This is a genomic window from Arenibacter sp. F26102 (assembly GCF_023015865.1).
Lineage (GTDB): Bacteria > Bacteroidota > Bacteroidia > Flavobacteriales > Flavobacteriaceae > Arenibacter.
Window position 1 is genome coordinate 381,965 of record NZ_JALKBC010000001.1, and the last position, 20,286, is coordinate 402,250.

Annotated in this window: 14 protein-coding genes; 13 read left to right on the top strand and 1 reads right to left on the bottom strand. The window is 41.7% G+C overall.

Features of this window, described 5'->3' with window-relative positions; genetic code table 11:
* Window positions 1–191: 191 nt before the first annotated feature.
* The 10 genes from MWU78_RS01560 (at window position 192) to MWU78_RS01605 (ending at window position 14,472) form a co-directional block, all read left to right on the top strand.
* Complete coding sequence (locus MWU78_RS01560) at window positions 192–857, top strand: SGNH/GDSL hydrolase family protein (protein ID WP_246994322.1); 666 nt, start codon at window positions 192–194, stop codon at window positions 855–857.
* A complete protein-coding gene (locus MWU78_RS01565) occupies window positions 858–2,258 on the top strand; it encodes a sulfatase (RefSeq protein WP_246994324.1) in 1,401 nt (466 codons plus the stop codon).
* A gap of 71 nt (window positions 2,259–2,329) precedes the next feature.
* Window positions 2,330–3,751 (top strand): sulfatase, encoded by a 1,422-nt coding sequence (locus MWU78_RS01570; RefSeq protein ID WP_246994326.1) that lies wholly within the window; start codon window positions 2,330–2,332, stop codon window positions 3,749–3,751.
* 6 nt (window positions 3,752–3,757) lie between these two features.
* A complete protein-coding gene (locus MWU78_RS01575) occupies window positions 3,758–5,191 on the top strand; it encodes a sulfatase (protein ID WP_246994328.1) in 1,434 nt (477 codons plus the stop codon).
* A gap of 10 nt (window positions 5,192–5,201) precedes the next feature.
* The gene (locus MWU78_RS01580) at window positions 5,202–6,788 is read left to right on the top strand and encodes an arylsulfatase (RefSeq protein WP_246994330.1); all 1,587 of its coding nucleotides are present in this window, start codon (window positions 5,202–5,204) and stop codon (window positions 6,786–6,788) included.
* A gap of 74 nt (window positions 6,789–6,862) precedes the next feature.
* The gene (locus MWU78_RS01585; RefSeq protein WP_246994332.1) at window positions 6,863–8,455 is read left to right on the top strand and encodes an alpha-L-fucosidase; all 1,593 of its coding nucleotides are present in this window, start codon (window positions 6,863–6,865) and stop codon (window positions 8,453–8,455) included.
* A complete protein-coding gene (locus MWU78_RS01590; RefSeq protein ID WP_281503781.1) occupies window positions 8,442–9,986 on the top strand; it encodes an arylsulfatase in 1,545 nt (514 codons plus the stop codon). Before MWU78_RS01585 ends, MWU78_RS01590 begins: the two co-directional genes overlap by 14 nt.
* Before the next feature lie 138 nt (window positions 9,987–10,124).
* Window positions 10,125–11,618: a sulfatase gene (locus MWU78_RS01595; RefSeq protein WP_246994336.1), complete on the top strand. Its 1,494-nt coding sequence runs from the start codon at window positions 10,125–10,127 to the stop codon at window positions 11,616–11,618.
* A gap of 25 nt (window positions 11,619–11,643) precedes the next feature.
* On the top strand, window positions 11,644–13,233 hold the full coding sequence (locus MWU78_RS01600; protein ID WP_246994338.1) for a hypothetical protein: 1,590 nt from the start codon (window positions 11,644–11,646) through the stop codon (window positions 13,231–13,233).
* Between the two features lie 198 nt (window positions 13,234–13,431).
* Complete coding sequence (locus tag MWU78_RS01605) at window positions 13,432–14,472, top strand: family 43 glycosylhydrolase (RefSeq protein ID WP_246994340.1); 1,041 nt, start codon at window positions 13,432–13,434, stop codon at window positions 14,470–14,472.
* 146 nt (window positions 14,473–14,618) lie between these two features.
* On the opposite strand, the gene MWU78_RS01610 is transcribed toward MWU78_RS01605, so the two are convergent.
* Window positions 14,619–17,000, bottom strand: coding sequence for an outer membrane beta-barrel family protein (locus tag MWU78_RS01610; protein ID WP_246994342.1), 2,382 nt, complete (start codon window positions 16,998–17,000; stop codon window positions 14,619–14,621).
* Window positions 17,001–17,212: 212 nt separating this feature from the next.
* Between MWU78_RS01610 and MWU78_RS01615 the strand changes: the two genes are divergently transcribed.
* The 3 genes from MWU78_RS01615 to MWU78_RS01625 all read left to right on the top strand — a co-directional run bounded on the left by MWU78_RS01615 (window position 17,213) and on the right by MWU78_RS01625 (window position 20,269).
* Window positions 17,213–18,229, top strand: coding sequence for a histidine kinase (locus MWU78_RS01615; RefSeq protein ID WP_246994344.1), 1,017 nt, complete (start codon window positions 17,213–17,215; stop codon window positions 18,227–18,229).
* On the top strand, window positions 18,226–18,933 hold the full coding sequence (locus MWU78_RS01620) for a LytTR family DNA-binding domain-containing protein (RefSeq protein WP_246994346.1): 708 nt from the start codon (window positions 18,226–18,228) through the stop codon (window positions 18,931–18,933). Before MWU78_RS01615 ends, MWU78_RS01620 begins: the two co-directional genes overlap by 4 nt.
* Before the next feature lie 298 nt (window positions 18,934–19,231).
* The gene (locus tag MWU78_RS01625; RefSeq protein ID WP_246994348.1) at window positions 19,232–20,269 is read left to right on the top strand and encodes a LacI family DNA-binding transcriptional regulator; all 1,038 of its coding nucleotides are present in this window, start codon (window positions 19,232–19,234) and stop codon (window positions 20,267–20,269) included.
* Window positions 20,270–20,286 lie beyond the last annotated feature (17 nt).

A 20,286-nucleotide genomic window follows, 5' to 3' on the forward strand; every position in this document is an offset into this window, starting at 1 on the left:
AAACATACAGGCCCATCTCCAAAAGATAGCTATGCATGTGGGAGGCTTTGGAACGGGGAGTGTTTCATTAAAAAGGAACGGGGCGATTCAAGATTGGCAAATTATGAACAGACCTGCCAAGGGTTTAACCCATGGTTGTTAAAAGGACCACCGGTAAAAGTTGAGGGTATGAAAAATTAAATCCAAACCATATGAAAAAAATGAAAAATATAGGATTACTACTGGTTTTAGGGGTATTGATGATCTCTTCATTAAGCTCTAAGCAGAAGAAAGCAAAAATTTTAATTATTGGGGATTCTATTTCCAATGGGTATACTCCTTTTGTAAAGGAAAGTATGAAGGATGTTGCCGAGGTCTACCATAATCCGGGCAATGCAAAGCATACGGGCAACGGATTGGAACATGTCGAGTCCTGGTTGGCCCAAGGTGAGTGGGATATTGTTCAATTTAATTGGGGGCTATGGGATTTGTGCTACAGACATCCAGATTCTAAAGTGCAAGGACAAAGAGATAAAGCCAATGGAAAGATTACTTTTTCGTTAGAAGACTACGAGAGTAATTTAAGGGCTATTGTAAAAAAAATCAAGCAAAAATCCGATGCGAAATTAATCTTTGTAACCACTTCCTATGTTCCTACAGAAGAAGCAGGAAGATATGTAGAAGATGCTATAAAATATAACAGAGTGGCACGTAAGGTAATGCAAGAAAATGGTATTGAAATTAACGACATATACAAAGTTTCCAAAAAAATACATCAAGAATATGGAAAAGGAAATGATGATGTGCATTATACTACAAAAGGGTATGGAGAATTAGGGAAATACATTACTAAATTCCTAGAAAAAAAGCTGAAATAGATGAAAATAAATTTCCATTTTTTATTATTCATAATACTATTAAGTAGCCATGCTTTTAGTCAGAAAACCAATAAAGGCAAACCCAACTTCGTTGTCATCTTCACCGATGATCAAGGCTATGCAGACCTTAGCTGTTTTGGAGGGGATCATGTTTATACTCCCAATATCGACAAAATGGCTACGGAAGGTGCCAAGCTCACCAGTTTTTATGTGGCTGCCCCCTTGTGTACACCTTCCCGAGCGGCATTGATGACCGGCTCTTACCCTACACGTGTAGACATGGCCGTAGGAGTTGATTTTCCGGTTTTGCTTGCAGGAGATTCCAAGGGTCTCAATCCTGATGAAATTACTATGGCTGAGGTGCTAAAATCCGCAGGGTACAGAACTGGAATGTTCGGAAAATGGCACTTAGGCGATCAACCAGAATTCTTGCCTGCCCGTCAGGGATTCGATGAGTTTTTTGGTCTTCCCTATAGCCATGATATACATCCCTTTCACACAAATCAAAAAAAATATAATTTCCCTTCCCTGCCCTTACTTGAAGGAGAGACTGTTATTGAAATGGATCCCGATGCGGATTATCTTACCCAGCGTATTACAGAACGTGCAGTAGGGTTTATAGAAGAAAACAAAGGCGGACCATTTTTTCTATACGTGCCACATCCAATCCCCCATCGTCCCATTCACGTTTCCCCCTCTTTTATGGATGGAGTCCCGGATGAGATCATAGAAGCCCTGAAAAATGAAGATAATGGTGTTGACTACAAAACACGTGATAAGATTTATACCCACGCCATCAGCGAAATCGATTGGTCGGTCGGACAAATTCTGGGTGCTTTAAAAAAGCATGGTCTGGACGAGAATACGCTGGTTATTTTTACTTCGGATAATGGCCCTTCAAAAGGCTTGGCTACACCACTAAGGGGTAAAAAAGGCAGTACTTTTGAAGGAGGTATGCGTATGCCTACCGTAGTCCGGTGGCCGGGAAAAATCCCTGCAGCCCAAGTAAACAATGAGCTTTTGACAGCCATGGATCTATTGCCCACCTTTGCTAAGTTGGCAGGGGCAGCGGTCCCTGCGGACCGTATAATTGATGGAAAGGATATAATGCCTGTTTTGATAGATAAAGGAAAAAGTCCGCACCAGGCATTTTTCTATCACAAAGGAAATGTTTTGGCAGCAGTTAGATCTGGTAATTGGAAGCTGCATGTAGATGGGGACAAACCGGTAGCACTGTACAATCTAGAAAGTGATATTTCAGAATCCACAGATGTTATACAGGGAAATGGGAAAATTGTAGATCAACTTCTGGCACATATAGAAGTTTTTCAGGAGGACATTTTAAATAATTACCGCTCTGCGGCTTATGTGGAAAATCCCAAGCCTCTGACCAAAAATTAAGATAAAAAGTAGAAGATAATGAAGCTGTTTTCAAGTCTTGTTAAAACGATTTAAATTGAAATAAAATAACAATGAAGCAATTAACCACTATTTTTTTGTCATTGTTGTCAATGGCCTGTATGCAGAAAAAACAAGATCCTGTCACAAAGCCAAACTTCATTATCATTTTTACCGATGACCAGGGTTACAGCGATGTGGGCTGTTTTGGGTCGCCGAACATCAAGACGCCAAACCTGGATAAAATGGCGGCCGAAGGGATGAAATTTACCAACTTTTATGCCCAAACGGTTTGTGGGCCTTCAAGAGCTGCTTTAATGACTGGTTCTTATCCTATGCGCAATGCCCGAAACGACAATGGAGAAGCACCGCACCCAAAACTATCTTTAAGCGAGGTTACGATAGCCGAGGTCTTAAAACCTGTGGGCTATAAAACGGGCATGATAGGAAAATGGGATTTAGCAGGTCACAGTCCAGAGCGATTCAATCCAGATTTATTGCCCATGCACCAAGGGTTTGACGAATCTTTTTTTACACCTTCAAGTAACGATTCCAAAGTTCATTTATTGAGAAACAACCAGCTGGTTGAGAAGAATGCTGATATGTCTACCCTTACCAAAAGGTATACGGATGAGGCTATCAACTTTATTGAAAAGAGTAGTGAACAGCCATTTTTCTTATATCTCGCGCATACCATGCCGCATACTAAATTGGCGGTTTCAGACGCGTTTAAAGGGAAGTCGGACGATGGCCTATATGGCGATGTTATAGAAGAAATAGATTTTAATGTTGGACGGATCTTGGCCAAGCTAAAAGAAAACGGGCTGGATGACAACACTTATGTGATCTTTACCAGTGACAACGGCCCTTGGTGGATTAAGAAAGAACATGGAGGACATGCAGATCCTTTAAGAGGAGCAAAAACCTCTGCCTGGGAAGGCGGACTTAGGGTACCTTTTATAATTAGGGCGCCAGGAAAAGTGCCGGCAGGAAAAACTTCTGATGTGGTAGCGGCTACCATTGATATGTTGCCCACATTGGCGCAAATTGCTGGAGCGTCAACACCCAAGGATAGAGTGATAGATGGCTTGGATATTTCCGACATTATTCATGGAAAATCAACAGAATTAAATAGACCATTTTTCTATTATCAGCACCAAATATTGCGAGCTGTAAGAAAAGGCAAATGGAAATTACATTTGCCGCACAGCCCAGATTCCACCTCTATTGTTTATGCCAAATGGCCCATGCACTCTGCACCCGAAGATCGGGTCTTGTTTTCAAAACAGATGTTGTACGATTTGGAAAACGACATAGGGGAGACCACCGATGTGTCTGCCGAAAACCCTGAAGTAGTTGCCGAATTGGAGAAACTATTGGATTGGGCCAAGGAGGATATAGGCCATTTGGGAGCAAGAGGTTTAAATGCGGGCCCCTTGGGGACAGAGCCCTATTTTACACCCAACGATATTTTTCCTATAAAAGGATCTAATTAAAAGAGCATGAAACAGATTATTGGATTAGCATTATGGGCTTTTTTTGGGTTATTGGTCAATCGCATGGATGCACAGGAGAAAGAAACCAATAAGCCTAATATTATCATCCTTTTTGCCGATGATTTAGGCTATGGTGACTTAAGCTGTTACGGGGCTCAAGATGTAAATTCGCCAAATATTGACCAATTGGCGAATGAAGGAATGAGGTTTACCGATTTTCAGGTAGCATCATCTGTTTGTAGCCCATCAAGGGCAGCGCTTCTAACAGGACGTTACCCTATGCGTAACGGATTTCCCGTAGCTCAAGGGAAAATTGATAAACATAAGGATTACGGTTTACATCCCGATGAAATTACAATTGCCGATTTACTTTTGAAAGAAGATTATGCAACCTTGGCTATAGGAAAATGGCATTTGGGATTCAATGAAGGACATCAACCTATTGACCACGGTTTTCAGCATTTTTATGGATTACAATCCAATTGGCATACAAGTCACCCTGATTTAGATGATGTATATAGCGATAACAAAGTAGTAAAAGAAAATGTAGCTTTTGAAACCTTAATAGGAGATTATACCAATAAAGCCATCGAATATATGGAAGAAAATAAAGAAAAACCCTTCTTCCTGTATCTAGCTTACCATTCGGTACATTCTCCAATCCAACCCAGTAAGGAGTTTATTGGAACTTCAAAAGGGAGTTTATACGGTGATTATGTTCAGGAGTTGGATTATCATGTAGGCCGATTGACCCAGGCACTTGCCGATAAAAAATTAGACGAAAATACCATCGTCATTTTTTTGTCGGATAACGGTCCGGCAATTTGTCATTTCGGCGGATCTGCAGGCCCTTTGAATGGAGGGAAATATACCACTATGGAAGGTGGTTTTCGTATTCCGGCCATTATTAAATGGAACGGAAAATTTGCAACAGGGGTGAACGATACGTTTTTATCATCTATGGATTTATTGCCAACTTTAGCCTCTTTGGCTGGAGCGGAAATTCCAAAAGACAGGGTAATCGATGGAAAAAACATAACCTCTATTTTAAAAACTGGAAAGGGAGTATCTCCGCATCAATTCGTGTATTATTACAATGGAATCAATTTACAGGCCATTCGAAAAGGACAATGGAAATTGCATCTGCCAAGAACTTCGGACGACCAACCCTTTTGGTCTAAAAACAGGAATGAAAAACCTTTTGAAGGGAAAAACTTAAAGAATATTGGTTGTAGAGGGCTGATTGCGTTAAAACGTCCCCTATTGTTTAATCTAAATTTAGATATGGGAGAGTTGACTGATATTTCTCAAAACCACCCAGAAATAGTAGAGGAGCTGTTAAAAGAAGCAGAAAGGGTTAGAAAAGAATTGGGAGATATAGATGTCATAGGAACAGACCAACGTGTACCTCCATTTGAAAATATTCAAGAGAAAATTTAATTCGAAAAGTATGAAATTAGAACCACGAGTATCTCTAACAGTAAAAATAATTGTTTGTTTACTTTTTATAAGTAGTACATTAAAAATCCAGGCCCAGGATAAACCCAACGTAATTTATATTTTGGTAGACGATTTGGGATATGGTGATGTGGGTTGCTATGGCGCCACAAAAGTAAAAACCCCCAATATAGATAAATTGGCAAGTGAAGGAAAAATGTTTACCGATGCACACTCGGCATCGGCAGTTTGTACCCCATCCCGTTATGCCTTGCTTACTGGGCAATATCCTGTTCGTGGGAACAAGGGAAAAGGCATTTGGAGTCCTGCGCCCGTTACTTCCGAATTATTGATCAACCCGGAACAATTGACCATTGCCGATGTGTTTAAAAACAGTGGTTATGCAACGGCTGCCTTGGGAAAATGGCATTTGGGATTTGGCCAGGGAGAAAATAGTTGGGATAAACCATTGCGGCCTGGACCCAACGATTTAGGATTCGATTATTACTACGGTATTCCGGTGGTAAACAGTGCTCCGCCTTATGTGTATGTAGAAAATGACCGTGTGGTGGGAGAGGATCCAAACGACCCTTTGGTGTATGTAGGTAGAGGAAAGGAGAAAGAGGTTACACCAATTACTCCTATACCGCCAGAAGCTTCACAAAGAACGGCCAATATGTTTAAAGGTGCTGTAAAAGCCCATAAGTTGTACAATGATTATACCGTTGGTACGGTACTGGCAGGAAAGGCTGTGGATTGGATAACTCAAAAAACATCAAGCAATAAAAAAGATCCATTCTTCTTATACTTTGCTACTACGCACATTCATCATCCTTTCACTCCGGGTACTAATTTTCAAGGAAAAAGCGACGCCGAACTTTATGGGGATTTTATTCAAGAATTGGATTGGATGGTTGGTCAAGTAACTGCCACATTAGAAAAGCAAGGCGTTGCCGATAATACACTGGTAATTTTTACCAGTGATAACGGTGCCATGTTGAATTTAGGAGGCCGTAATGCCGTAAAGGCGGGACACAAAATCAATGGTGATCTATTAGGATTTAAGTTCGGAGTTTGGGAAGGTGGCCACAGGGTACCCTTCATCGCCAAATGGCCAGGGAAAATTGAAGCCGGCAGTGTATCAGATCAGTTGATCTGTAATGTGGATATGTTGGCCACCTTTATGGCTCTTACCGGACAGGATATAGACAATATGGATAGTTTGGATAGTGTAAACGTTTTACCGGCTTTGGTAGATGATCCAAAAGAACCTATTAGAAGAGAGTTGCTTTTAGCCGCCCATAAGCCAACGCATTTATCTTTAAGAAAAGGCAAATGGATGTACATTCCAGCCAAGCGAAGCGGTGGTTTTGGAGGTTCACAACCTCATCATCACGCATGGGGCGGAGCTCCTGCCGTAGCTTTTGTAGGAGGTGTTAATAGCGATATAGAGGATGGGCATATTAAGGATGATGCTCCTGTAGCACAATTATACAATTTGGAGGAGGATAAATATCAATCCACCAATGTATACACCCAGTTTCCTGAGGTGGTAAAAGAAATGGAAGCCACCTTGCAAACCTATAAGCCCAAAAACTAATTTTGATGCCTGGTTTAAAGGCGGAATATCGAAATTTAAAAACGAATTTGAAGCAGAATTAAATAGATAAAAAAATGAGAATTAAAAATTCATTCTTAATTGCAGTTGCTACTATAATATTAGTGTCTTGCAATGCTGATAAAAAGAAAGAAGCGACTGTAATGCAACCCTATGACGGTAGTTGGGAATCCCTTCAAAAAATGCCGGTACCTGATTGGTTCAATGACGGGAAAATAGGAATCTTTATTCATTGGGGCCCTTATAGTGTTATAGGTCACCGTAAAGGGGGTAGGGGATATGCAGAACATGTTCCGAAACTGATCTATACGGATTCCTCTTATTACTATCCTTATTTGAGGGAACGTTGGGGAGCGGCCCCACCGGAATTTGGTTATCAGGACATTATCCCCGAATTCAAAGCTGAGAATTGGAATCCTGACGAATGGGCTAAACTGTTTGCTGACGTAGGGGCAAAATATGTAGTGCTCACAGCAGAACATCATGACGGCTGGGCCAACTGGGATTCGGATCTTACGCCTTGGAATGCCATGGACATGGGACCCAAAAGGGATATTGTAGGTGATTTGGGCAAAGCGGTCAAAAATGAAGGTTTAAAGTATGCGCCATCATATCACAGGGAAAGACATACTAGTTTTTTTACAAAAAAGCAATATGTGGTAAATGCAGAACCTCATAATGATATTTTGGAGGAAATCAAAAGAAATCCTGAAGCAGAATCACTTTACGGACCTTTTGGGTTCAGTAAAGAAGCCGTTGATGAATATATAGCCCGTTGGAAGGAAATTCAAGAGAAGTACCAACCCGATTTTTTATGGATAGACGATATTCCGATTTTTACAAGAGATGGAAACAACACCCAGGTAGAACCTAAAGTGTTTAAACCGGAAATACAATACCTGTATGATCAATGTAGACTGATGATCACCGATTTCATGAATAATGGAAAGGAAAAGGGCCAGGAAGTATATGTAAACAACAAGGGAGCCAATAGAAACTGGCCAGATGGGGTTGGCTGTTTGGAAAAGGACAACCTGAAACTGGAAGTAATTGGCCCAAAATGGCAGAGCTGTACCACCTTTGGTACCTCATTTGGCTATTTGGAAAATGACACCTACAAATCAATAGAGGATATTATAAAGGAGATGGTAGAGGTAATTTCCAGAAATGGCAACTTTTTGGTGAATATCGGTCCCAAGGCAGATGGTACCATTCCAGAGGAGCAATTGGAGCGACTGCACGAAATGGGAAGGTGGCTGGAAATAAATGGGGAGGCCATTTATGGCACCCGCTATTGGAAAGAAAATCATCAGGAAAAGGGACATCTCGCTTTTACTACCAAGGGAACAAAGCTCTTTGCAATTGCATTGGAAAAACCAGTGAATTCTATAGTTGTTGAAGCTACCAAAGGATGGGCGGAGAATGAAGTGAAGTTTATTAAACTTCTGGGATCCGGGGCTGAGGTTACATGGAGCATGACGCCTGAAGGCTTGGAAATAATCCCTCCGGCAGACTTGGGAAAAAGTGACTATGCCTGGTCTTTTGAAATAGCAACAAATAGTGAGCAACATGCTCCCAATGCCATACAATCGGATGCGAGTAAGGCGTTGAAAGGGACTAAAAAAGTAGATTTGGATGGAGCACATTAAAAAAGCTATACAAATTATTATTTGCTGTTGGATAGTAACCTCTTGTGCTCAAGAACAAAATCCAAACATTATTTTCATTATGACAGACGATCAGGGGTATCCGGTTGTGGGTGCGCATGGACATCCTTGGATTCGGACACCGCATCTGGACAAAATGCATGCCCAGTCTGTTCGTTTTGACCGCTTTATGATGGGGTCGACCTGTGCACCAAGTCGAGCCGGTATCATGGCGGGGGTTCATTCCATTAAAAATGGAGTTACCCATACCATATTTGAACGGGAGAGGCTCAATCTGGAGGCTATTTCCATACCCCAAGTTTTAAATCCGGCCGGGTACACCTCGGGTTACTTCGGAAAATGGCACCTAGGAGATGAGGGGCCTTATCAGCCCGAAAATCGTGGATTCGACGAAACGTTTATTCATGGTGCTGGCGGAATTGGACAGACCTATGCGGGATCTTGTGCGGATGTTCCTGGCAATACCTACTTTAACCCGGTGTTTAAACATAATGGTACGTTTGTAAAGACCAAAGGCTATTGCACGGATATCCTGTTCAAGTCAACTCTGGGCTGGATTCAATCGGTCAAGGATTCTGGTAAGCCGTTTTTTGCGTATTTGTCAACCAATGCTCCACACAGCCCATTTATTGCACCTCCAAAATACCAGAAGTATTTTGAGGATTTGGGTTTTGATAGCAAAGTCGCTGGTTTTTATGGAATGGTAGAGCATATAGACGACAGCATGGGGCAGATGTTCCAACAGTTGGAGGATTGGGGCCTGATGGAGAATACCATCATTATTTTTACCTCCGATAATGGTATGACCCGAATTGGCTGTGGCTTAAAAGGTTTTGCGGGACGTCCTCAGGTGCAACTTGGTACCAGTAAAGATGGAAATCCTATGATGTCATACAATGCAGAAATGAAAGGTCTAAAAGGTACGGTAAACGAAGGTGGTGTCCGTGTGCCATTCTTTGTCCGCTGGGACGGGGTGATAAAAGAAGGCCGAACCGTGAAAACGGTAGCTAGCTACCTGGATATTTTGCCGACATTGGCAGATTTTGCCGGGGCAAAGCTCCCAACTACGCAGGCGTTTGAAGGTCGAAGCTTAAAGCCTTTGATTCTGGAGAATGATCCGGAATGGGAAGATCGTTACCTTTTTCAGCATGTAACACGCTGGAAACATGAGGCCGACCCCGATGAGTTTAAGTGGGGAGAATATTCTGTGCGCAACCAGCGCTTTAGACTTGTTCAAGGTGTATTGTATGATATGGAAAAGGATCCAGAACAGAATATCGATGTAACGGCGGAACACCCTGAACTTGTTGACTCAATGAAGAATGCTTATGAAAAATTCTGGGATGAAGCTCGTCCGTTGATGATCAATGAGGAAGTGCCTTTGGCAGCTGAGAAACCTTTTCATGTTGATTACAATGCACAGAAGGCCAGTACAGGTATTCCTGATTGGGAAGCTCCCAATTTAAAATGGAAGGAATCATATGAAGGCGGACCAACCGGTCTCGATAACTAAGAAACTAAGGTTTGGTTACGAGAAAAGGTAAATATGCCCGGTCCTTTGAAATTATTACAAATAGTGTGCAAGACGCTCCCAATGTAATACAAACAGGTGTTAATAAGGCGTTGAAAGGGACTAAAAAAGTAGATTTGGATGGAAACTATTAAAAAGGCGATAGCGGTCGTTCTCTGTTGTTGGATGTTGTCTTCTTGTGAAAAAGAAAAGAAGCCAAACATTATTTTCATCATGGCAGATGACCTAGGGTGGCAAGATGTTGGCTTTATGGGGAGCAATTGGTTTGAAACCCCCAACCTTGATCAGCTGGCAGGGGAAAGCCTTGTTTTTAGCAATGCCTATATGTACCCTAGCTGTTCTCCTTCACGGGCAGCCTTATTGACAGGCAAACAGTCGTTTAGGACGGGAATATACAATGTCCCGGTATTGGAAAAAGGCGATAACCAACACAATATATTTTCGCGTTGGACGGTTGGCCTGGAACATACCATGTATGTAGAGCCATTAAAAAATGCGGGTTACCGATCCATCCACCTGGGAAAATGGCATGTGGTAGGTCCCAATCCAGAAGAGGAAAAAGATTATCCGTTTCAAAAACCCTTAAAGCAACCTGATAACGGAAACTTGGATTGGTTGGCAGACCACTTATCCATCGATATTCAAAAATACTATCCTTTGGGAAAGGGCTTTCATGAGAACGTAGGAGGCACTTGGTGGGGCGATCCTGCCCGTGGGTATACGGAAGGCTATAAATCTGAAAGCGGTGGTTATAAGGCCCCTTTCAAGAATCCTTTTATTGGGGATAAGGAAGATGATGAATGGTTGACGGACCGTTTGACGGAGGTTGCCATCGATTTTATTAAGCGTAACAAAAAAGAACCATTTTTTGTAAACCTTCATTATTATGCGCCGCATCGTCCTACAGTGCCAAGAGACAAGGAGTCGTTTCAGAAATTTATGGGCAAAGCGGCTGATTCCATAACAGGTCAAGGGGAAAATAACCGTGAGGAAATTGCCGGCTACGCCACCATGATAGCCTCCATAGATGAAAATGTGAAACGCATTTTTGATTATTTGGATCGGGAGGGGTTGAGGGAAAATACCATAGTGATTTTCACTTCCGATAACGGATTTAATGGCTTGCAAAGCCGTACAAATACCTTGCGAGGGGCCAAGGGAACCATTTACGAAGGTGGCCTAAGGGTGCCCGCTTTTGTAAATTGGAAAGGTCATGTTGTCCCCGGGGTATCGGAAACGCCCATTTGCGGAATGGACTATTTTCCCACATTTTTGGACTTGGCCCAGGTGAAGGATTATAACGGAAAACTTGATGGGGAAAGTTTGCTGCCTTTGTTTAAAAACACTGCGTTGAAAGAGCGGGCACTATTTTGGCACGTGGCAAGTACCTATAAAAATCCGCCCTGTTCCATAATCAGAAAGGATAAATGGAAGCTGATCCAGTATTTAAACGATGGTAAGGTAGAGTTGTACGACTTGGATAAAGATTTAAAGGAAGCTCATAATTTGGCGGAAAATAATCCTGAAATAGCTTCCCAATTGTTGGGTGAACTAATGACTTGGCGAAAAAACAATAACGTGCCGCTTCCGCCGGCATCAACCTTGGAGTTCTAGAGTAAAAAAATATTATTTGATAGATATGGTTAAACAATTACAAGTTTTATGGGCAGTATTCTTATTATCTCTAGTCATTGGGTGTAATAATAAAAAGAAGTCGGACATAATTAGCTTCGGGGAATGGGTCATAGATTCCCAGGAGGACTGGCAAGGGAGCATGGCCCAACAGACCAATATGGATATTGCTGAAGGCAAGCTAAAACCCACAGACAGCGTGGCAACCTTTAGGAGTACCCTAAAAAGGTTTGATAAAAAGCAATCGGTTAAATCTATTTCACTTTCCCAGTCGCCCGATTGGCTCAACTGGGAACCGGTTCCCAACCTGGGCCCCTCCAATCTTGGTGATGCACCGGTAGCCTTGCAATTTGGCGAAGGAAATTATTGGATGTTCGGGAGATATAACAAAAGTAAAAGTCAGAAAGAAGGGGTATTTAAGGCGGAGGAGGCTGCCCTGGAAGGGTTCGATATTAAATTAAGCACTACACCTTATAAAAACCAATTTGACGCAGCAGGTGGTTTAAAACCAAGTTTAGGCGGATATCACGCCTGGCAGAGCAAGGATATGGTAAACTGGGTGCACCATGGCCCTGTATCCGAAAGTTTTTCAAAATGGGTAACCACTGCGGAATATGTAGATGGCAAGTTGTACTTGTATTACGATTTTCCAAACGATCAAGATCCACATCTTTATATAGATGAGGATTTAACCGATGGTATACCGGGTATGAATATGGGTATGGCTTTTAACGACCCTACCCATGGGTCGGACTGTGCCGTGATTCGCGATTTGGATGGTAATTTTCATTTAATTGTAGAAGATTGGTCGCCTATTGATGCATCCACCCATGCCTGGGATTCTCCTTTAGCGCTGCATGCAGTAAGTAAGGACGGTACCAAGGATTTTGAAATATTGGACCCGCCAGTGGATGAGCGTACCAAACCAACCGGAAAATTTGCTGAATATGTACATCCGCACTGGCATGCCGAGGATCCTGATAGATATCCCGGAAAAAAAGCGGAGGTAGATGTTCCCCAACATAAGGTTAAAGCCGGGGAAACGCGTGCTTTTGCCAAATACGAAATTCACGAACCGGAGCAGAATGCTTATGGAGACTGGGCATCGATCTCTATTGGGGGGCAGTATTATTTGTTTGCCGATTTTGACCCAGCGGGCGGACACGGAAGGGAAAGCATGAGTGTCGCTTGGTTTACCTCGGACGACATCAATAAACCCTTTACCTTCTGTGGCAATATTGGTCAAGGACACCCAGATCCGGACATCATATTTGCCGAGGGCAAGTTTCATTTGGTGACTCAAATGGATACCGATTACGTTAGCGATGGCCCCTGGGTAGAAACCGTAGAAGTACGGGTTGGAGTGGATACCACCAACGATGGTGCAATTGATCATTGGAGCGATTGGCAGGTGGTAAAGGAACAATACGATTATATAGAGGGTTTTGCCAAACAGATAGAAAGAATCCCTGCTACGGTGGACCTTTCAGGGCTACCAGAGGGGTATGGCGTCCAATTTGAAGTTAGAGTTGCAGATACAACTGAAAACGAATCAATACCAATTCTAGACAAAGTAGTGCTTGCTTTTGATAGGTAAGTTAGGGTATCTTGCCCGTTTCATACCATTCTTGTTGAAACCGGAAGGTAGGGATGCTGGTCTTATGATTAGAATTTATTGTGGAGTTGAAGGGAAGGGCATCAATCAGTGAAAGGATATTGGGAGATGAAAAAATTGGGTTTAATACAGAATATTGAAATTTAAAATACTAATAATCAGAAATAAACGTAAAAGCGAATGAAAAGATCCATTAAAAGAAACCTGTTTGTATTCAATATTTGCACGGCAATGGCAATACTATTTTTGGCAAGCTGTAAGTCCAAAAGCGAGGAAAAACCAAAAGAAGTGGAAGAAGTTGCAAGTCAATCCCAGGCAGCCACTACCGCATTTACCTATCAGGAGATTCCCGGCATTGGAATAGATAGTCTTTATAACAGGCGGGACAATAGTGATGTTATAAAAGTAGGGGACACCTATTATGTTTGGTATTCTAGAATGGATAGACCAACAACGGCAGGGTATTGGGCAACCATTTGGTACGCTACCTCCAAAGATGATGGGCATACCTGGGAGGAGCAGGGCATGGCCTTGGATGTAGGAGCGCCTGGCGAATTTGACAGCCATTCTGTTTTTACCCCCAATATATTGGCTTATAATGGAAAATATTATTTGTACTATACAGGCGTACAACCCACTCCCGCCAATGCAAAAAAAGAGTTTGAAAACAATTCAACGAACGACTTTACCGCCATTGGCCTGGCCGTTGCCGACAGTCCCGACGGTCCTTTCGTTAGGGTCAAAAACAATCCAATTTTGGAGGTTAGTGAGGTGCCCGAGGATTTTGATAGTTTTAGGATAGACGATGCCAGTTTGTTGGTAAAGGACAATAAAATATGGCTATACTATAAGGGTCGCTCTATTGTTCACGGAAAAAAAGGGCCAGGACTCACTAAAATGGGGGTTGCTTTGGCCGACCAACCAGAAGGGCCTTATAAAAAGCACCCAGAGCCCTTGATTGATAAGGGGCATGAAGTATTGATCTGGAACCACAACGGGGGAGTAGCCTCCCTGGCATCTATTAGCAAAACCATACATTGGGCCAAGGACGGCATTAACTTTTCCCCATTGGAAGAAAATCTAAAGAAGATTCCAATAGCTCCAGGCCTTTATCGACCACATTTGGAGGATGGGAACCAGGCCAAGGAAATTCCGGGCTGGGGTATTTCTATAAAGGGCAAAAAAGGAGTCGTTTACCTAGAGCGATTTCAAATGAATTAAGAGGGCAGGAATCCTCACAAATATTATTTGGAGCTCTTTGGGACTTGGAAAATTATACCAAAACCGTTCTTGACCGTCCAAACAAAAAAATCCAACCTAGTTGAATAGGTTGGATTTTTTTGTTGACACAATAACTAGGACTTAGGTTATCTCCTACGCTGCCCAGAATACTGCATGGCCTCTCCCTTACCGAAGCCATAACTAAAGCCGAGGGCTACAAATGTGCCTCGTTGACGGCGATTGTAAACCTCGTAACTGGCCTGGGCAATTTGGCTCTCGTCCACCCTGGAGGCGAAAAGGTCCCTTACGCTTAAATTGAGAACGGCTTTGCCTTTCATTATATTTTTTCGTAGTCCCAAATCCATAAAAAGCATATCACTAACGTCACTTTGTACCGTTTGGTAACTGGATTGGTAGTTGCCTGTCATTTCCAAATCAAAATCGGATGGAAGTTTAATTTTTGTCATTAGCTTGGAAGTCCATTGCTCATTGCTAAAATCGAAAACCGTGGTCTCGAAGATGCCATCCCTTTGAAATTGATTGAAATTAAAATCCCCGTTCAATGTCAGCCATTTGGCAGGACTATATTTCGCATTGAATTCTATTCCAGTAGCTTTATTGGTTCCAATATTTTCCGGTCTAAAGGTGCTTACATTGTTCTCGAAGGTAGTAATACGCTCTATTACGTCTGTGGTATAACGGTGATATACCCCAAAATTGATGCTTGCAGGGCCCAAAATATATATACTGGTGATCTCATAGGAGTCAGTAAATTCCGGCTGTAATTCGGGATTACCCTGGCGTACGCTATAATTGTTCCGGATGTTGAAAAAGGGATTCAAATCCCACATTCTTGGTCGGTAAATACGTTTGGAGTAACCAGCTTGAACGGAAACTCTGTCGCTAAATTTATAGGAGCTATGAAGACTGGGAAAAAAATTACCGTATTTTTGATCGTTGGCCGAGCTTGTGGTGACAAGCAAGGTATTCTGATCGGTCTGTTCCAAGCGCAAGCCTCCCTTTATGCCCCATTTTTTTCCTTCATAGGAACCGGTACCGTATACACCTAGCACCTTTTGGTCGAACTCAAAAACGTTGGTCAGGCCGGGGTCGTTAACAAAGGCACCGTTGGTAAAATTATTTACCTCGTAATCATTGCTTACGTCGTTCATAACATATTGTGCCCCTGTTTCCACGGTCCACTCGTCAGTAATTGGATTGGTATAATCCAGTTTAAAGGTGAATATAGCTTCTTTAAAATCGGTTCTAGTCTGCTGTCTGCTATCGTTGTCATCCCCCGAGATGGTGGTATTCAAGAATTCGGAGGATTGGTCCTTCCCAAAGAAATTTCCCAGGCCACTAAAAAGCAGGGTATGGTCCTCATGGTTCTCGAAATCCTTTTTGTATTGCAGTTCGTATTGAAATTTTGGATTTTTTGCGTCTGTAACTTCGGTTCGTTCCCATTCCGAACTAATGGCATTGTCGGAGTCTAAAGCCACAAAACTGGTGTTGGAGGGTTGGTCCTCTATTTCCATGGCAAAGTTTCCAGAGAGAGTTAGAACGTTGTTATCATTAATGTGATAATCCGTGCCAAGGACGAAATTATAGTAGGTTTCATTCCTGTACTCGGTACCGTTACTAAGAATGGTGGTGTTGTTTACTAGATCTACGTTACGCGTTTCAAGGTCGTTGGGCATATCCCGTAGGCCTACCCCTAGTTGGGTGAACAGGTTAAAATTTTCTGTTCTTCTGTTTAGGCTCACTCCCACGCTGTGGCTATCCGGGGCACCAGTATTCACCGAGATGGAACCGTTGAGGCCTTTTCGTTCCTCCTTTTTCAGGACTATATTGATAATGCCCGATGTACCTTCAGCGTCATATTTGGCTGAAGGATTGGTCATTACCTCGATCTTTTCAATCATATCCGCTGTAATGGTACCCAAGGCATTTCCTTCCTCACTAGCAATGATAGATGGCTTGCCATTGATGAGAATCTGTACTCCTTGACTCCCCCTAAGACTAATGCGGCCTTCTATGTTAACGTTAACGGAAGGTACATTGTTTAAAACTTCCAAGGCACTTGCCCCAGTGGTACTTAGATCTTTGCCTACGTTGAATACGCGTTTGTCCAATTTAAATTCGGTACGAGAAACTTCTCCCTGCACCACTACCTCCTGTAGTTGTTCTGCATCCTCTGTAAGGGCAACCTTCCCTAAATCTATGGTTTTACCTGGTGTTGGTGGTGCTCCAAAAGTCTTGGTCTTGAAGCCCAAAAAACTCACCTCAATATAAAAATCGGAAGCATCGGTCTCAAGAGAAAAACTGCCGTCATCCAAGGTTGTGGTACCTTCAATTGGCTTTTTGGTTTGGTTATTGCCTACCATTACCGTAGCATAGGCAATGGGCTGTCCACTGGATTCCTCCACTACAGTTCCTTTTATGGTTACTGTGCCTTGTTGCGCAATGGCTGTAGGGCAATAGAGCATTAATGAACAGGCGGTTAACACTTGTACCAATATTTTTTTCATGACTTCCTTCATTGTGTTAAATTGGAATAGTAAGAATAACAAAGATTCATTTTTTTAATGAGAAGGAAGGGGTTTTTTCTGTGAACGACAAAAGTATTCCAATGAACGACAGCCCGTAGTTTTTATGTAGGGCATACGCTGTTTAGGGGTTTAATTTGGCCGTTGGCGTACCACTATTTTTTGAAACGGGGGCAATAGCTTAGATTTGGAGTATGAAAAAAGCCATGATTTCCAGAGAGGAACTATTCTTTCAAGTCGTTCTCCATATCTTGGTGCTGCTTTTCTATTCCTTTGACAAGAACAATCCGGGGATTACATTCGCCCAACTGGTATTCTTTTTGGTCTACACTATTTTTGCTGCTTTTATTACCTACTTTCTGATGCCAAAATTACTATATCGAAAAAAATATTGGCAGTTCTTGGGAATGGTAGTTTTGGTAATATTTGGTGTTATTTGGGCCGAGGAACTTCTGGAACTGGTCTTTTATCCAGGAACCAAAAGAGCAAGAATTGTCCCTGGGATCTATTATGCCGTCTTCGATGTTTTGCCGGTGATAGGCATTTTGTCGGGATTCAAGTTTGCCTGGGATGCCATAAGTTCCCAAAGCGAAGTGGAAAAGTTAAAAATGTCGGCCCAGGAAAATGAACTGCAATTTTTAAAATCACAGATCAATCCCCATTTTTTATTTAACAACTTAAATAATCTTTATTCTTATGCCATTGATAATTCCCCGAAAACACCTACCATAATTTTGGAACTATCCTCGGTATTGCGGTATATGTTGTACGATTGTAAGGAAAAATATGTGCCCCTATCCAAGGAAATAGAGCATCTGAAAAACTATACCCAATTAAGTGAACTGCAAATAGAAAATCGGGGAACTGTAGATTTTAAAACAGATATTACAGGGTCGGGATACCGAATTGCACCATTAATATTGACGGTATTCGTGGAAAATGCCTTTAAGCACAGTACCGCAAGCCAATCGGAGGATATATTTATCAGCGTAGATATCAAAGTAACTGAAAATGGCCTATTACAATTTGAATGTGCCAATTCCTTTCGGCGTGAAACCAATACAGATGACCTTTCTCGCGGTATTGGCCTTCAGAATGTTAAAAAGCGTTTAGGGCTTATTTATCCTGGAGCCCATAGTTTATCAATAGAGGAAACAGATACCACCTATTCCGTTAAGTTGAACATTGATCTTAATAAGGAGAGCGTATGATCCGTTGCATCATCATAGAAGACCAACCTCCAGCACAGCGTGTACTACAAAAGTATATAGGCGAAATGAAGAGTTTGGAGCTTATGGCTACTTTCGCGGATGCACTAAAGGCTATGGATTATCTAAAATCCGAAGAGGTAGACCTTATTTTTTTGGATATCCATTTACCCAAGATTTCAGGGATGGATTTTTTAAAGGCTCTGACCAAAAAACCTCATGTGATATTAACAACGGCTTTTTCAGAATACGCACTGGAAAGTTATGAATATCATGTGTTGGATTATTTATTAAAGCCATTTTCTTTTGAACGATTTGTAATGGCCGTGTCCAAAGTTCCTGTGCCTAATGTGCATGCATCTTCCTTGGAAAAGGATTTGGAGAGGAAGTCTGTTCCAGAGGTAATTTTTATTAAGTCGGGCTATGAGCACCTTAAAATAGCCGTTGCAGATATATTTTATATCCAATCCGAAGCGGATTACACCGAAATTTATACTGCAGAAAGAAAACATTTAACCTCCCATTCCTTACGGTATTGGCTGCAGACCTTGCCAGCAGATCAATTTACACAGGTACATAAATCCTATATTGTGAATACCCGACAAATCGAGAAAGTATCGGGCAACCGCATCTTTTTTGACCAAGATACATATGTACCTATTGGGCGAGCATTTAAGGAAGGCTTTGTAGAAAAGTACTTGAAGTAACGGTTAACGAAAGACGATTGTACCTATAGCGCCTTAAGCATGGTTTCCAAATTAGACTTAGGACATATATTGCAATCGATTACAATCCAATAGTCAAAATAGTATATCTTGCCAGGGTTATACAAAAAGGCTCTTTAAAAGGAAGACACTAGTCCAATAGAAGTTGGGAAATGGAATATACGCCCATTGCATATATTTGCTTTAATTTTGCACCAAAACCTAGATTAAATAGGAAACTAAGTTATCAATTTTCAACGAACAATTGTGGTATTGTTATAAGTACCAAGTTAAATAATTCATGAAGAAGAAAACGACCATATATGACATAGCGGAAAAACTTGGTCTCACCGCTGCAACCGTCTCTAGGGCTCTAAACAACAATACCAAAATAAGTTTAAATACGCGCAAACTGGTTCTGGAGACCGCCTTGGAAATGAATTATGAGCAGAATAAGTTGGCTTTGGCCCTAAAAAGCGGCAAGAGTTATAATGTAGGCGTCATTGTTCCAAGAATTGATAGTAATTTCTTTTCATCGGTTATACGTGGTATTGAAGAAGAATTGTACCCTAAGGGTTACCACGTAATAATCTGTCAGACCCACAACCAGGAAAATATAGAAAACGAAAAAATAAATTCGCTTGTAAATGTGCAGGTAGATGGCATTTTAATGTCTATTTCCAATGCCAATCTAGAGGAAAATAAGGGGTTTAATAAACTTTTAAAGAATAAAAAAACGCCATTGGTCTTTTTTGATAGGAAGAAGGATATAAAAGGGATCAGTTCTGTAACCATAGATGATTTTAAAGGTGGTTACGATGCTACCAAACATTTGTTGGACCAAGGTTGCAACCGCATAGCACACCTGTCCAACGATCGGAATTTTGAAATATTTAGGAATAGATATTTGGGCTATAAGCAGGCCTTGTCCGATAATGGAATTGAATTCGACGAAAGTTTGGTGATTGAGACACAGAGCAACGTTCTTGATGGTAGAAGAGCCGCGCGGCTACTTCTGGATATGGAAACACCACCTGATGCTATATTCTCATCCAGTGATTTTGCTGCTTTGGGCGCTATTCAGGAAATAAAGGAAAGTGGAATTAATATTCCAGAGGATATTTGCGTTGTAGGTTTTTCCAATGAACCCTTTACCAGATTTATGGAACTAACCACCATTACGACGGTAGATCAATTTCCCCTGGAAATGGGAAGAACCGCCGCTCAGGTTTTTTTGGAAGAAGTAAGCAATACTGATGAAACTAAAACAACTAAAAACGTGGTGTTGACACCCCAACTGATTATTAGAAAATCTTCATTAAAACATAAAGAAGGTTAAAGAAATTATTTCAATTC

Coding starts and splice junctions, on each gene's coding strand:
- MWU78_RS01560 (WP_246994322.1), top strand. CDS start 192: ATGAAAAAAATGAAAAATATAGGATTACTACTGGTTTTAGGGGTATTG.
- MWU78_RS01565 (WP_246994324.1), top strand. CDS start 858: ATGAAAATAAATTTCCATTTTTTATTATTCATAATACTATTAAGTAGC.
- MWU78_RS01570 (WP_246994326.1), top strand. CDS start 2,330: ATGAAGCAATTAACCACTATTTTTTTGTCATTGTTGTCAATGGCCTGT.
- MWU78_RS01575 (WP_246994328.1), top strand. CDS start 3,758: ATGAAACAGATTATTGGATTAGCATTATGGGCTTTTTTTGGGTTATTG.
- MWU78_RS01580 (WP_246994330.1), top strand. CDS start 5,202: ATGAAATTAGAACCACGAGTATCTCTAACAGTAAAAATAATTGTTTGT.
- MWU78_RS01585 (WP_246994332.1), top strand. CDS start 6,863: ATGAGAATTAAAAATTCATTCTTAATTGCAGTTGCTACTATAATATTA.
- MWU78_RS01590 (WP_281503781.1), top strand. CDS start 8,442: ATGGAGCACATTAAAAAAGCTATACAAATTATTATTTGCTGTTGGATA.
- MWU78_RS01595 (WP_246994336.1), top strand. CDS start 10,125: ATGGAAACTATTAAAAAGGCGATAGCGGTCGTTCTCTGTTGTTGGATG.
- MWU78_RS01600 (WP_246994338.1), top strand. CDS start 11,644: ATGGTTAAACAATTACAAGTTTTATGGGCAGTATTCTTATTATCTCTA.
- MWU78_RS01605 (WP_246994340.1), top strand. CDS start 13,432: ATGAAAAGATCCATTAAAAGAAACCTGTTTGTATTCAATATTTGCACG.
- MWU78_RS01610 (WP_246994342.1), bottom strand. CDS start 17,000: ATGAAAAAAATATTGGTACAAGTGTTAACCGCCTGTTCATTAATGCTC.
- MWU78_RS01615 (WP_246994344.1), top strand. CDS start 17,213: ATGAAAAAAGCCATGATTTCCAGAGAGGAACTATTCTTTCAAGTCGTT.
- MWU78_RS01620 (WP_246994346.1), top strand. CDS start 18,226: ATGATCCGTTGCATCATCATAGAAGACCAACCTCCAGCACAGCGTGTA.
- MWU78_RS01625 (WP_246994348.1), top strand. CDS start 19,232: ATGAAGAAGAAAACGACCATATATGACATAGCGGAAAAACTTGGTCTC.